This window comes from Tessaracoccus palaemonis, assembly GCF_019316905.1.
Taxonomy (GTDB): domain Bacteria; phylum Actinomycetota; class Actinomycetes; order Propionibacteriales; family Propionibacteriaceae; genus Arachnia; species Arachnia palaemonis.
Genome location: NZ_CP079216.1, coordinates 1,898,203 through 1,910,837 on the forward strand (window position 1 = coordinate 1,898,203; position 12,635 = coordinate 1,910,837).

Genomic DNA, 12,635 nt, shown 5'->3' on the forward strand with positions numbered 1-12,635 from the left:
CGTCCCGGAGCTCGGCCGGTGAGACTGACCCCATGCTGCGACAATCGACCCCCGTCTGGAGACTCAACGCCTGGCCGGGCCTGGCGCTCTGCGCGTGCGGCACCGTCGCGGCGCTCTCCCTGGGCAGGTTGTTGCCGGGGCTGAGCCCGCTCCTGGTGGCCATGGTCCTCGGTATCGCCGTGGGCAACACGGTCCGGCTGACTGCGTCCTGCGCGCCGGGCATCGCGTTCGCCTCGCGACGGCTGCTGCGCCTCGGCGTGGTGCTGCTCGGTCTGCGGTTGACGCTCTCCGATGTCACGTCCCTGGGCGCGGGGATGCTGCTCACCGTTGCGGCGGTCGTGGCAGTCGGCGTCGCCACCACCACCTGGCTGGGGCTGCGGTTCGGCCTCGGCCGTTCCCAGTCGCTGCTGATCGCCTGTGGCTTCTCCATCTGCGGGGCCGCCGCGATCGGGGCCCTCGACGGGGTCGTGGACGCGGACGAGGAGGAGGTGGTCACGGCCATCGGGCTCGTGGTGGCCTTCGGCACCGTCATGATCCCGGTGATCCCCCTGCTGGGCGCGCGGTTGGGGCTGGCGTCGGAGTCGACGGCGATGTGGGCGGGTGCCTCCGTACACGAGGTGGCTCAGGTCGTCGCGATCGGGGCCTCGCTCGGCGGCCCGGCCCTGGCCGTCGCTGTCGTGGTCAAGCTGGCCCGGGTCGTCCTGCTCGCGCCGGCGCTGGCCGTGATCTCCATCCTGCAGCGCCGCGACGGCGCGTCGACCGGAGCCCACCCACCTGTGGTTCCCCTGTTCGTGATCGGTTTCCTGGCCGCGGCGGCCCTGCGGTCCGCCGGCCTCGTGCCCACAGCGGTCGTGCCGGTGGCTGCGGAGGCCCAGGACGTGCTGCTGTGCGCGGCGATGTTCGCGCTGGGAACCGGCGCACGGGCGAGGATCCTCGCCCGGATCGGCCCGGCACCCATCGTTCTTGCCACCCTCGCGACCGTTCTGGTCTCCGGCATCGGACTGGCCGGGGTCCTGCTCGTCGGCTGACTACTCCGCGACGATCCCGAACCTGGTGGCCTGCGCATCGAGGAAGCCCTGCGCCCTGCGGATGGTCGACGAGCGGTAGGTGCCCTTGCTGCGGGCCTCGAGCAGCGCCTCCTGCCTGGCCTCGGCCATCATCCGCTGGAGTTCGAGGGTCTGCCGCAGCTCATCACTGAGCTCCTCGGTGGCCTTGGTGAACTTCCTGCTGTCTGCCTTGAGCGCGCGCTTCCGAGCCTGCTCGACGATCTCGGCACTGAACCTCGACCCGTCGGCTCGCCTCAGGGCATCGCTGTCGAGGGCATCCATCGTCGCGCGACTCAACTCCTCGACGAGCCGGACGTAGTCCTCGCGCTGCCGGGCCTCATCATCGCCGCGGACACCGAGGGTCCGGATCACCCACGGCAGCGTCGACCCGTGACCGATCAGCGTCACGATGGCGACGGTGAACGCGATCAGGGTGAGCTCGGAGCGGTACGGGAAACTGTGCGGCAGCGACTGGGCCGCGGCCAGCGTGACCACTCCCCTCATCCCGGACCACGCGATGACCGCCCCTCCGCGCCAGCCGAGCATCTGCTCTGTGTAGAACTGCGCATCGGCCTCGACACGGTCCAACCGTCGCTCGACCTGGGCCTTGCGCGGGTGGTCCGGGGCCGCGTCCACCCGTTCCCGGAAGTCGTCCATCCGGCCAAGCAGGTCGCGGCTGCGGTCCTGACGGTTCCGCAGCCACGCCATGAGCGGTATCACGAAGACGCACCGCACCGCGATCAGCACCGCGGTGGCGGCCATCCCGATGAGCACCGCATGACCGACGCTCAGCCCGCCGTCGATGACGTCGTCGACGAGGTCCATCAGCTGGAACCCCATCAGGAGGAACACGCCGGACTCGAGGATCAGTGAGATGGTGCGCCAGTTCGTGCGCTCCGCCATCCGGTCGTGCGGCGTCAGGTGCTTCACGCTCGTCGCGCCCGTGATGAGGCCCGTGACGACGACGGCGAGCACCCCCGAGGCGCCCAACTCCTCAGCCGGGATGTAGGCGAGGAAGGGCACCACGAACGAGATCAATGAGGTCAGCACGGGGTCGTCGACCTTGGAGCGGCCCCAGACGCTGACGGCCCCGACCACGAACCCGACCACCACCGCGACGACAACGGCGTACGCAAAGTCGCCGAGCGCCCCGCCGAGCGAGATGCCGCCCGCCGTCGCGGCGATGGCGGTGCGCATCAGCACCAGCGCGGTCGCATCGTTGACGAGGCCCTCTCCCTCGAGGATGGTCACGAGCCTGGACGGGAGGCCGAGGCGCCTGCCGATGCTGGTGGCGGCGACCGCGTCCGGCGGGCTGATGACGGCGCCGAGAGCGACGGCGGAGGCGAAGCTGAGGTCGGGCAGCAGCCAGTAGATGACGGCACCAGAGGCGAAGGCCGAAGCGATCACCAGCAGGACGGACAGCGCTCCGATAGCGCCGAAGTCCCGTCTGAAGTCGGTGGTCGGCATGTTGACTGCGGCCGAGTAGAGCAGCGGAGGGAGGACTCCGATGAGGATCCACTCCGGCTCCAGCGCAACGGTTGGCACGCCCGGCACCAGGCTGACGAGCAGCCCGACGACCACCAGCGCCACCGGCGCGGCGATCCCGAACCGCTTCGCGGCCACCGACACGACCACGATGATGATCACGGCAGCCGCGATCAGCAGCAGGGCATCATCCATCTGCAACCTCCAGACTCGTGGGCACCAGTGTGGCGCGACGGTCCAACTGGCCTGCCCCTGCGATTTCACGACCGCACGACTTGACGATATGCTCATTTCATCAAGTCAGGAGATCCAGTGGATTCAGTCGGCGGGCAGCTACCGCTCTATCAGGTGAAGGCCAACCTCTTCAAGGGGCTTTCGCACCCGGTGCGGGTAAGGATCCTCGAGATCCTGGCCGCCGCCGACGAGGCGTCCGTCACCCAGCTCATCGACGACACCGGGCTCGAGGCCTCCCACCTGTCGCAGCACCTGGCCGTCCTGCGCCGCCACAACCTCGTCGTCTCGGACCGCCGGGCCTCGCAGGTGTTCTACCGCCTCTCCTTTCCGGAGGTGGCGGACCTGCTGAGCATCGCCCGTGGGCTGCTCGCGCAGCTGCTGCACACGACGCAGGAGCAGCTGGCCTCGACAGCAGCGCTTCCTGACCTGGGCCAGCAGCGATGAGCAGCGCAGCACTCTGGCGCCACTTCGTCGATCTGCTCCCCCACCGGGACGACTACCGCGATGTGAAGCACACCTGGCGCAGGGACGCCCTTGCGGGCGTCACCGTCGGCATCGTCGCACTCCCCCTCGCGCTGGCCTTCGGTGTCAGTTCCGGCGCCGGCGCCGAGGCCGGCCTCATCACCGCCATCATCGCCGGGATCGTCGCGGCGGTCTTCGGCGGGTCGAACGTACAGGTCTCCGGCCCGACGGGCGCGATGGTCGTGGTCCTCGGACCGATCATCGCCAACTACGGGATCCGGGCCCTCGGCGTTGTGTGTGTGCTTGCCGGCGCGATGGTCCTTGCGATGGGTCTGTGCAGGCTCGGACAGCTGGTCTCCTTCATCCCCTGGCCGGTGATCGAGGGGTTCACGCTCGGCATCGCCGTGATCATCTTCCTGCAGCAGGTGCCCGCCGCCTTCGGCGTGGCCGCGGGACCGAGCAGCAACGCGTTCCTGGCAGCCGTCCAGGCCGCCCCCGGCGTCGACTGGTCGGTGGCCGGGTGGACGCTGGGCATCGTCGCGTTGGTCGTCGCCATCATGCTCCTCACGCCGCGGATCACGCGGGCCGTCCCCGGCTCGATCATCGCCATCGTGGTGGCCGCCGCGGCCGCCGCCGTGCTGCGACTCCCGGTGGCCACGATCGGGGAACTGCCCGACGCACTGCCCGCACCGTCGATGCCGATGGCGGGGCTCGAGACCTGGATCGCGCTACTGGGCCCGGCGTTCACCGTTGCGATGCTGGCCGCGATCGAGTCGCTGCTGTCCGCGCGGGTGGCAGCCTCCATCTCGGACACCGGCCAGGTGCTCGCCGACCGGGAGCTCGTCGGCCAGGGGCTGGCGTCGATCGCAGCCGGGTTCTTCGGCGGAATGCCAGCCACCGGCGCCATCGCCCGCACGGCGGTCAACATCCGCTCGGGCGGCCGCACGCGCCTGGCCGCAGTGGTGCACGCCGTCGTCCTGCTCGGCGTCGTCTACCTGGCCAGTCAGGCTGTCGCTACCATCCCGCTCGCCGCCCTCGCCGGGGTGCTGATGGTCACGTCCGTGAAGATGGTGCCGGTACGCGCCATGCGGGTCATCCTCACCTCGACCCGTTCAGCCGCGGCCATCTTCGTCCTGACCGCGCTGGTCACGGTGAGCGTCGACCTGATCTACGCCGTCGGGATCGGCATCCTGGCCGCCGCGTTCTTCTCGCTGCGGGCCCTCGCGAAGAGCAGCGGCGTGCACCGGCAGGAGCTCCCCGGCCCGGCCCAGCCTGGCGACGAACGCATCGCGGTCTTCCGGATCGACGGCGCCCTGTTCTTCGGTGCGGCCGAGCGGGTGCTCGCGCGCGTCGAGGCGACGCAGGGGGTCAGCGTCGTCGTGCTGCGCATGTCGCAGGTGCAGATCCTGGACGCCACCGGCGCGCAGGCGCTCACGGAGCTTGTGACCGCGCTGGAGGGGCGCGGCATCACCGTGCTCATCAAGGGCATCCGCGCCTCGCACATGAAACTGGCCACCCGGGTCGGTGTGATCGACTCGCTGCGCGTGACGGAGCACCTGTTCGACGGCCTTTACGACGCCGTCGCCCATGCCCGCAGTCACGTGGCCCGCGAGCTGGCCGCAGCCGGCTGAGGCCGCCGGTTCACGGGAGCGACGCCCGTTTCGTGGCTGCTGTCGGGATGGTCGAGAACCGCCGCCACGAGCTCCTCCGGGACCCCGGTCTGGCCCGGTCCTACCCGTCCGCGTCGGCCCCGGAGCCCTCCGCCACATCGAGGGCCGAGGAGGGATCGGCAGGACTCACGTCACCGGCGCTCATGACCGCAGGCTACCGCTGACCCGGGGATCTCCGGTTCAGCGCAGATCGGGATGCATGCCGAAGGTGGCCTGGGCGCGACGCACGCCCTGCACCCGGCCCGGCGGCAGCAGGTCGGCGAGGAACCCGTAGCGGGCCTCCGTGCGGGCGGCCAGCCCGTCGCCGTGGCGGACCCGTGCCCGGAGTCGGTACCACCAGTCGCTGATGTCACCCCACCCCGGAGCGGCGAGCGATCCGCCGAACTCCTGCACTGCGAGCGAGGCGGTGAGGGTGGCGAAGCGGAGCCGGATCTCGAGGGGCCAGCCCGCCAGCGTGCCGAGCACGAATCCCGACCCGAACACGTCGCCCGCGCCGGTGGGATCCACCGCCGTCACCGGCAGCGCAGGGCACCAGCACTCCTCTCCCGTCGTCTGATCCAACGCATAGGCCCCGGAGGCGCCGTCGGTGACGACGGCGAGTTCGACCAGGTTCCCGAGCGCCCTGAGCGCGGCGCGGGGTGAGTCCGTCCGGGTGTAGTTCATCGCCTCGACGGCGTTCGGCATGAACGCGCGGCAGTGCCGCAGCGGCTCGAGGTCCGCAGGGTCCCACCGACCGGTGTCGTCGAAACCGATGTCGGCGTAGAGTGCCGTGCCCCGCTCAGCCATGGCCGCGAACCAGCCCGTCTCCCCGCCGAGGTCGACGACCGCGGCGCGCGCCCGCGGTGCCTGGAGGATCCGCTCGTCCAACGGCGTCGGCAGGTCGTGCCCGTGGGTGACCATCGCCCGGTCCCCGCCGACCGACATGGCGACGGTCAGCGACGTGTGGAACCGTAAGAAACGCGGCGAGCTGTCGAGGTCGATGTGCTCCTGGTCGCGCAGCGTGTCCCACATCCAGTCGGCATACGCGTCGTCGCCGAATCCCGCGACGAGGCCGGTCCTGAGCCCCAACCGCGAGAGGGCCGTCGCCAGGTTGGCGATGCCGCCGGGGCACGAGCCGAGGCCTCCGCTCCAGATCTCCTCCCCGGGGCGTGGCATGCGCTCCAACGACGTGAAGATGATGTCGAAGAACACCCGCCCGCTGGTCAGGACATCCAGCGGCGGGTCGTCGGCCCGCCGGAGATCCGCGAGCGGGTCCCAGCGCTCAGGTCGGACGGTCATCTGACGGCCCCTTCCAGCATTCCGTTGATGAAGTACCGCTGCAGGACCACGAAGGCCGCGACGATCGGCGCGGCGATGATCACCCCGGCCGCAGACATCAGCGCGGTGTCCGCGGTGTACTGGCCCTGGAAGATGTTCAGGGCGAGCGGCGCTGTCGCCCAGGTCCGCGACGGCGACATGACCAGTGGGATCAGGAACTCGTTCCAGGTCCACATGAACATCAGCACGGCGACGGTCGAGATGGCCGGCACGAGCGGCGGCGCGGCCACCCGCCACAGCGCAGGCCAACTCGTGGCCCCGTCGAGCGCGGCAGCCTCGATCAGGTTGTCGGGCAGGGCACGGAACTGCGTGCGCATCCAGAACGTGCCGAACGCCGTCGACTGTGCGATCTGCGGGAGCGCGACCGCCCAGAGCGTGTCGGTGAGGCCAAGCGACTGGAAGCTGTAGAACAGCGGAATGACGATCGCCTCGGCCGGGATCATCAGGCCGAGCAGGAACAGGCAGAACAGCGCGGTGGCGCCGCGGAAGTGCATGGTCCCGAACGCATAACCGGCGAGGATGGACAGCGCCAGGGAGGTACACACCACGACGACCGCCACGGTCAGCGAACGGGTCAGCGCGCCGCCGAAGTCGCCCTGGGCCCACGCGTCGGCGAAGTTCCCCCAGTGCAGCCCGCCCGTCGCGACCCCGAGCTGCGGGCCGAGCGCGGTGAGCACGATGGTAACCACCGGAGCGGTGGCGAAGACTGCGAAGACGATGAGCAGGACGTAGTTGAGGATCCGCTCGGTCGAGCTGACCCTCATCGGTCCCTCTCCTCGCCGATGCGGCTGACTGCGGCGTTGATGAGGAACACCAGGACCGTCAGGACGACGGCGACGGCGGCCGCCGAGCCGACGTTCTTGTGGTTGAAAGCGCGGTTGAACACCTCGTAGCTCGGCACCGTCGTCGCCGTGCCGGGGCCGCCCGCCGTCGTCATGTACACCAGATCGAACGTCTTCAGCGCCGCGATGATCGTCAGCACGAGCGCCGTGGCGATCTCCCCGCGGACGCTCGGCAGCGTCACGGCGAAGAACTCCTGCACCGCGGACGCCCCGTCGAGCCGGGCGGCCTCGAAGAGCTCGCGCGGGATGCGGAGCATGCCGGCCAGCAGGATGAGCATGACGAGCCCCGTCGAGAGCCAGAACCCGATGACGCCGACGGCGGGGAGAGCGAGGTCGGCGTCTCCGAGCCAGCCGATGTCGGAGTGGATGCCGAGAGCCCCGAGCAGGGAGTTGAGCGTGCCGTCGGTGGCGTAGATGTGACGCCAGGCCACGGCGACGACCACCAGGGCGATCACCTGCGGCAGGAAGATCAGGGCCCGGAAGACGCCGAGCCCCCGGACCCGGCCGCGGCGCAGCACCGAGGCCAGCACCAGCCCGACGGCGGTCGGGGCGATGGCGTAGAAGAAGACGAGGACCAGCGCGTGCCAGATCGCGGCGTGGAAGGCGCGGTCGGAGAGCAGATCAAGGTAGTTCTGCGCGCCGACGAACGTCGCGGGCCCGAAGCCCTTCCACTCGTACAGCGAGTAGTTCGCCGTCTGCACGAGGGGGTACAGCATGAAGGCCGCATAGACCACCAGCGCGGGCAGCAGGTAGAGGTACGGGGTCGCCCGGGAGGCGGCGACGGCCGAGGGCCGCGTCCGGGCACGTCGCTCAGGAGCCGACGAAGGCAGAGTAGTCATCCTCGAAGGCCTCCAGAACCTGCTGCGCGGAACGCTGCCCACCGAGGACCTCCTGCAGTCCCTGGCCCGCGGTGTCGGAGAAGGTCGGCGTCGCGTAGTCGAGGTAGGGCAGCAGCGTGCCCGTCTCGGACACCGTCGCGAAGGCGGTGAAGATGTCGTTCTGGACGCCGTCGGCTGGAGCGAGCTCGGCGGTGTCGTTGACGGGCATGCCGCCGTTGTCCGCGATCATCGTCATCGCCTCGTCCGATGTGATGAAGTCGAGGTAGGCGGCCGCGACGTCCGGATTCTCGGCCTTGGCGGGGATGGAGAACGGGATGCCCGTGCCACCCGTGGTGGCGACCTGACCGTCGAGGCCCGCCAGGGTGATGAAGTGCAGGTCGTCGCCCATCACCGCCTCCATGTCCGTGGCCAGCCAGCTCCCGCCCGGCAGGAACACACCGGTGCCCTTGGTGAAGGCCGTCCAGGCCGCGTCATAGTCGGTCCCGTTGGGCGAGGACCCGAAGTAGCCCTCGGAGCCCCACGTCTCGAACTGCTCCATGGCTGCGGTGTTGCCGTCGTCGAGCCAGGTCGCCCCCGCGTTGCCCATGCCGAGCGCGACGATCTCGTCGGCGGCGACGAAGTTGCTCTGCAGGGGGCCGAAGACGTGCAGTGCGGGCCACTTGTCGAGGTTCCCGAGCGCCATCGGCTGCTGGCCGGCCTCCTTGGCCGTATCGAGGGCCGTGAGGTATTCGTCCCAGCTCGTCGGCGCCTCGAGGCCGAGGTCGTCGAGCTTGGACTGCGAGTAGAAGATGCCGACGATCTCGCCGGTCTGCGGCAGCCCGTACAGGTTCCCGTCGCCGAACGTCGTGGCGTCGGACGAGTAGCGGACCTTGCTCAGCACCGAGTCGGTGAACCTGTCCTCCCAGCCGTAGGCCTCCGCATAGCCGGTGAGGTCGGTCAGCTGGCCGGCCGAGACGAACTGCCCCATGTCACCGCGGGCGTTGTTGACCTGCACGACGTCCGGCACGTCCGAGCCGCCGAGAGCAAGCGTCACCTGCTGTTTGAGGTCATCGGTGGACTGACTGGTCCGCTTGATCGTGACGTTCGGATAGGTGTCCTCGAACGCGGCGTTGAGCGCCTCGAGGGCATCATTCTGTGAGCCGCGGACCTCCTGGTCCCACACGACCAGTTCGACATCCCCGAGGGCTGAGATGTCCGTCGAGACGGCCGACGGGGAGGACGCGGTGGGCGTGGAGCTGGTGGAGTTGTCGCCGGGGGCACAGGCGGTGAGCGCCAGCACGCCGGCGAGGGCCCCACCACCCAGCACGCGCAGGGCGGGTCGGAACAGTGGCATGGGATCCTCCTCGGTCGGGTGCTTCCTGCACATCCTTCCACTTTTCAAGCATCACCCCGGCCACCGCACGCCGGACCGGGCCGGATTGAGGCCGGCGGCTCTGCTGCGCACGTCGATGAGTGCGGCGATACCCTTGGCGGGACGTCGACGTGGAGGAAGAGAAGTGAAGCTGGTCATCCTTGGCGGCGGAGGATTCCGCGTGCCCCTCGTCTATGGAGCGCTCACGGGCAGCCCACTCATCGACGAGGTGACGCTGTACGACTCCTCGACCGACCGGCTCCGCACCATCGAACGGATCATCAGGCAGCTGCCAGCCGGCCCGCGGCTCACGATCAGCGCCGACCTCGCCCGGTCCCTGACCGGCGCGGACTTCGTGTTCGCCGCCATTCGCGTCGGCGGGACCGCCGGGCGGATCGCGGACGAGCGGGTCGCGCTCGGCCTCGGTCTCCTCGGCCAGGAGACGATCGGGCCCGGCGGCCTCGCGTACGCCCTGCGCACCATCCCCGTCATGAACCAGGTGGCGGAAACGATCGCCCGCGTCGCACCGGATGCCTGGACGATCAACTTCACCAATCCGGCCGGCATCGTGACGCAGGCGATGCGCCGCGTGCTCGGCGACCGGGTCGTCGGCATCTGCGACACCCCGATCGGCCTGGTGAAGCGGGTCTCGCGCCTCCTGGGCGTCGACCTGCAGACCGAAGAGGCACGCGTGGACTACGACTACATCGGACTCAACCACCTCGGCTGGCTCCGTTCCGTCCGGATCGACGGGGTCGATAGGCTCGGCGGGATCCTCGCCGACGATGCGGCGCTCGACCAGATCGAGGAGGCGCGGCTGATCGGCAAGGACTGGGTCCGCGCGACCGGGGCCCTGCCGAACGAGTACCTCTACTACTACCTGCACACCCAGGAGGCCGTGGCCAGCATCCTCGACGGCGGGCAGACCCGCGGCGAGTTCCTCCACGCGACGCAGGGACGGTTCTACGAGGCCGCCTGCTGCGCCGACTCGCCGCTGGAGACCTGGCGCTCCGCGCTCCGCAACCGCGAGGAGACCTACATGGCCGAGGCCCGCGACGAGGACCGTCGCGAGGAGGACGTCGCGGGGGGCGGGTATCAGGAGGTGGCGCTGCGCCTGATGACCGCGATCGCGACGGGCAGCCGGGAGCGCATGATCCTCGACGTCGGCAACGCCCACGCATGGGGTCGGGTCAGCGACGCGCTGCCGGACGACGTCGTCGTCGAGGTTCCGTGCATCGTCGACGCGGACGGTCCCCACCCGCAGCAGGTGGCACCGCTCGCGCTCGATCAGCTGGGCCGGCTGGCGACCCTCCGCGCCTCGGAGGCGGCCATCATGGACGCGGCGCTCACTGGCTCGCGGGACCGCGCCTGGGAAGGCTTCAGCATCCACCCCCTCGTGAACTCCCCCGCCCTGGGCGCCAAGCTCCTGACCGGCTACACCGCCGCCCATCCTGAGATCGCCTCTCTGTTCGACTGACCTCCCCGCCGGCGGCACACAACCGGGCGACGACGATCCAGAGGTCGCGTCGGTCTTCGACTGACCTCCCCGAGCACCGACGACCGGCCACTCACCCAACTCCGTCCCGACCAACCACTCCCGCCCGCACCGTCGCGCCTCCCGACGCATCGATTCCTGGGCCGACCCCAGCGCCCCGCCACCGTTGGCAACCCCGACACCCGCCTCGCTCGGCGCCCCCGACGACCGCCTCCGTTGGCGCCCCCGATGCCCGCCTCCGTTGGCGCCCCGATGCCCGCCTCCGTAGGCGCCCCCGACGCCCGCCTCGGTAGGCAGCGGTCAGGTCACACCCGCCGCTCGCTCGTAACACCGACAGATCCACGCGCGCGGCCGACCGGTTGTCCACCACAAGTCGGTGCGCGCGATCCTCGAAAATCGACCACCGCCCGCTTCTCCCCGGTCCGCCCCCGAAAACCGCACGATGCCCGCCACGCGCCAACGCTTACCCACCCCGAGAATCGACCACTGCCCACTTCTCCCGGGTCCAGCCTCGAAAACCGCACGACGCCCGCCCAACCAGCGGGCGCCGAGACTAGGTTGGGAATCATGGATGGCGCCGGGACCGCTGCCACGCTGCGCGCGACGTGGCTGTGGCGCACAGGACTGGAACCGCGACAGGTCACGAACTTCACGACGGTGCACGGTGTGGGTGAGGTCTTTCTCGCCATTCCGTGGGTCGGTCCCACTCCCGCTGTCCTGGATACCCTCGAAGCCCTGACCCGACGGGGTGTCAGGGTCTCCGCTCTCGGCGGCTCCCCAGAGTGGGCCTCCCGGCCGAGCCTCGCCGCCGAGTGGGCACGGCGCCTCGCGGGATACGCCTTCTGCGCGGTGCATCTGGATGTGGAGCCGTGGACAAGTCGGTCGTGGCCGGGACATGAGGTGACATATCTCGCGAGGTTGGCCAAGCTCACCGCTTTCCTCCGCGCCCGGACCGGACTTCCCACCGAAATCGACCTTCCGAGCTGGATCGCCGTCCGGCATGGGCCGGCCTTCAGGCAGGTAGCTGCGGAGGCCGATGCCGTGACGGTGTTGGCCTACCGCGACCGTGCGTCGGCAATCCTGAACGCGGCCGAAGAGGCACGTGCGATCCTCACCATGCTCGGCCGTCACTACAGACTCGGCGTCGAGACAAGGGCATCACGCGAGGGAGCGCATGTGACCTTCTTCCAGGAGGGGCGGCGGGCCATGGAGCGCGAGCTGAACGCCGTCACCTCGACCATCGGTGAAGAAGCCACTTTCGACGGCATCGCCATCCACGATCTCGACGGTTGGCGCCAGTTGCCGAACTAGAGTCCCCGATCCCCTCGCCCGCCGACGGCCGCCTCCCGCATTTCAGTTGGGGTCGATGAGCACGACACACTTGTCATCACCGAATCTGGTGATGTTGACGTTGACATGCTCGGTGGGCAGGACGATCTGCTCACCTATCGCCCGATGGTCCAGTGATGGGCGACGGGCCCAGCGTCCTCATTGCGGAGGGACGCCCCGCCACCTCCGCGCGTACCACTTTCCCCAGCTGTCAGGAGGCTCGGCGCACGCACGCGGCCGGAGGTGCGTGACGGCGGCCGAGGAGGCGGGGGTGGTGTGCGGTTTTCGTGCCGGGACCGGCCAGAAGCGGGCACTGCCCACTTTTCCGCGTTCGTTCCCGGGGGGTGTTGTGCGTCGGGGGATGAAAAAAGAGAGAGCACCCGACCCCTGGTGGGGGTGGGTGCTCTCTCTTGTAAGTGTTGGTCCGGCGGCGTCCTAGTCTCCCACAGCATCCCCGCTGCAGTACCATCGGCGCTGAGAAGCTTAACTTCCGGGTTCGGGATGGGACCGGGTGTTTCCTTCTCGCTATGACCACCGAAACATTTATTGAACTGTATCACGAACA

At 69.7% G+C, this 12,635-nt stretch carries 10 protein-coding genes and 1 rRNA gene; 5 read left to right on the forward strand and 6 right to left on the reverse strand.

Translation table 11 applies throughout. From position 1 onward, the window contains the following. Positions 1-32 precede the first annotated feature (32 nt). Positions 33-1,028 (forward strand): YeiH family protein, encoded by a 996-nt coding sequence (locus KDB89_RS08655; RefSeq protein ID WP_219080200.1) that lies wholly within the window; start codon positions 33-35, stop codon positions 1,026-1,028. Here KDB89_RS08655 and KDB89_RS08660 read toward each other — a convergent pair whose 3' ends face one another. Beyond that, the gene (locus KDB89_RS08660; protein ID WP_219080202.1) at positions 1,029-2,726 is read right to left on the reverse strand and encodes a cation:proton antiporter; all 1,698 of its coding nucleotides are present in this window, start codon (positions 2,724-2,726) and stop codon (positions 1,029-1,031) included. Between the two features lie 117 nt (positions 2,727-2,843). On the opposite strand from KDB89_RS08660, the gene KDB89_RS08665 reads away from it, so the two are divergent. Beyond that, positions 2,844-3,209, forward strand: a complete 366-nt coding sequence (locus KDB89_RS08665; RefSeq protein ID WP_255555854.1) for an ArsR/SmtB family transcription factor — start codon at positions 2,844-2,846, stop codon at positions 3,207-3,209. Next, on the forward strand, positions 3,206-4,858 hold the full coding sequence (locus KDB89_RS08670) for a SulP family inorganic anion transporter (protein WP_219080204.1): 1,653 nt from the start codon (positions 3,206-3,208) through the stop codon (positions 4,856-4,858). Before KDB89_RS08665 ends, KDB89_RS08670 begins: the two co-directional genes overlap by 4 nt. 219 nt (positions 4,859-5,077) lie before the next feature. Here the strand turns inward: KDB89_RS08670 and KDB89_RS08675 are convergent, their stop codons facing one another. The 4 genes from KDB89_RS08675 to KDB89_RS08690 are packed head-to-tail and all read right to left on the reverse strand — an operon-like array spanning position 5,078 to position 9,228. After that, positions 5,078-6,175 carry a carbohydrate kinase family protein gene (locus KDB89_RS08675; RefSeq protein ID WP_219080206.1) on the reverse strand — a complete coding sequence of 366 codons (1,098 nt, stop codon included), beginning with the start codon at positions 6,173-6,175 and terminating at the stop codon, positions 5,078-5,080. After that, positions 6,172-6,978: a carbohydrate ABC transporter permease gene (locus tag KDB89_RS08680; RefSeq protein ID WP_219080208.1), complete on the reverse strand. Its 807-nt coding sequence runs from the start codon at positions 6,976-6,978 to the stop codon at positions 6,172-6,174. The genes KDB89_RS08675 and KDB89_RS08680 overlap by 4 nt, the downstream gene beginning before the upstream one ends. Further along, positions 6,975-7,895, reverse strand: a complete 921-nt coding sequence (locus tag KDB89_RS08685; protein WP_219080210.1) for a carbohydrate ABC transporter permease — start codon at positions 7,893-7,895, stop codon at positions 6,975-6,977. The genes KDB89_RS08680 and KDB89_RS08685 overlap by 4 nt, the downstream gene beginning before the upstream one ends. Continuing rightward, positions 7,867-9,228 (reverse strand): ABC transporter substrate-binding protein, encoded by a 1,362-nt coding sequence (locus tag KDB89_RS08690; RefSeq protein WP_219080212.1) that lies wholly within the window; start codon positions 9,226-9,228, stop codon positions 7,867-7,869. Before KDB89_RS08690 ends, KDB89_RS08685 begins: the two co-directional genes overlap by 29 nt. 163 nt (positions 9,229-9,391) lie before the next feature. On the opposite strand from KDB89_RS08690, the gene KDB89_RS08695 reads away from it, so the two are divergent. Then, positions 9,392-10,723, forward strand: a complete 1,332-nt coding sequence (locus KDB89_RS08695; protein WP_219080214.1) for a family 4 glycosyl hydrolase — start codon at positions 9,392-9,394, stop codon at positions 10,721-10,723. Between the two features lie 585 nt (positions 10,724-11,308). Then, complete coding sequence (locus KDB89_RS08700; RefSeq protein WP_219080216.1) at positions 11,309-12,052, forward strand: hypothetical protein; 744 nt, start codon at positions 11,309-11,311, stop codon at positions 12,050-12,052. A 440-nt stretch (positions 12,053-12,492) separates the two neighbouring features. Here the strand turns inward: KDB89_RS08700 and rrf are convergent. After that, positions 12,493-12,609, reverse strand: a 5S ribosomal RNA gene (gene rrf / locus KDB89_RS08705). Positions 12,610-12,635: the final 26 nt, after the last annotated feature.

Excerpts from the sequence above, each read along its gene's own strand:
- KDB89_RS08700 (WP_219080216.1), top strand. The coding sequence starts at position 11,309 with ATGGATGGCGCCGGGACCGCTGCCACGCTGCGCGCGACGTGGCTGTGG.
- KDB89_RS08690 (WP_219080212.1), bottom strand. The coding sequence starts at position 9,228 with ATGCCACTGTTCCGACCCGCCCTGCGCGTGCTGGGTGGTGGGGCCCTC.
- KDB89_RS08680 (WP_219080208.1), bottom strand. The coding sequence starts at position 6,978 with ATGAGGGTCAGCTCGACCGAGCGGATCCTCAACTACGTCCTGCTCATC.
- KDB89_RS08670 (WP_219080204.1), top strand. The coding sequence starts at position 3,206 with ATGAGCAGCGCAGCACTCTGGCGCCACTTCGTCGATCTGCTCCCCCAC.
- KDB89_RS08660 (WP_219080202.1), bottom strand. The coding sequence starts at position 2,726 with ATGGATGATGCCCTGCTGCTGATCGCGGCTGCCGTGATCATCATCGTG.
- KDB89_RS08675 (WP_219080206.1), bottom strand. The coding sequence starts at position 6,175 with ATGACCGTCCGACCTGAGCGCTGGGACCCGCTCGCGGATCTCCGGCGG.
- KDB89_RS08655 (WP_219080200.1), top strand. The coding sequence starts at position 33 with ATGCTGCGACAATCGACCCCCGTCTGGAGACTCAACGCCTGGCCGGGC.
- KDB89_RS08685 (WP_219080210.1), bottom strand. The coding sequence starts at position 7,895 with ATGACTACTCTGCCTTCGTCGGCTCCTGAGCGACGTGCCCGGACGCGG.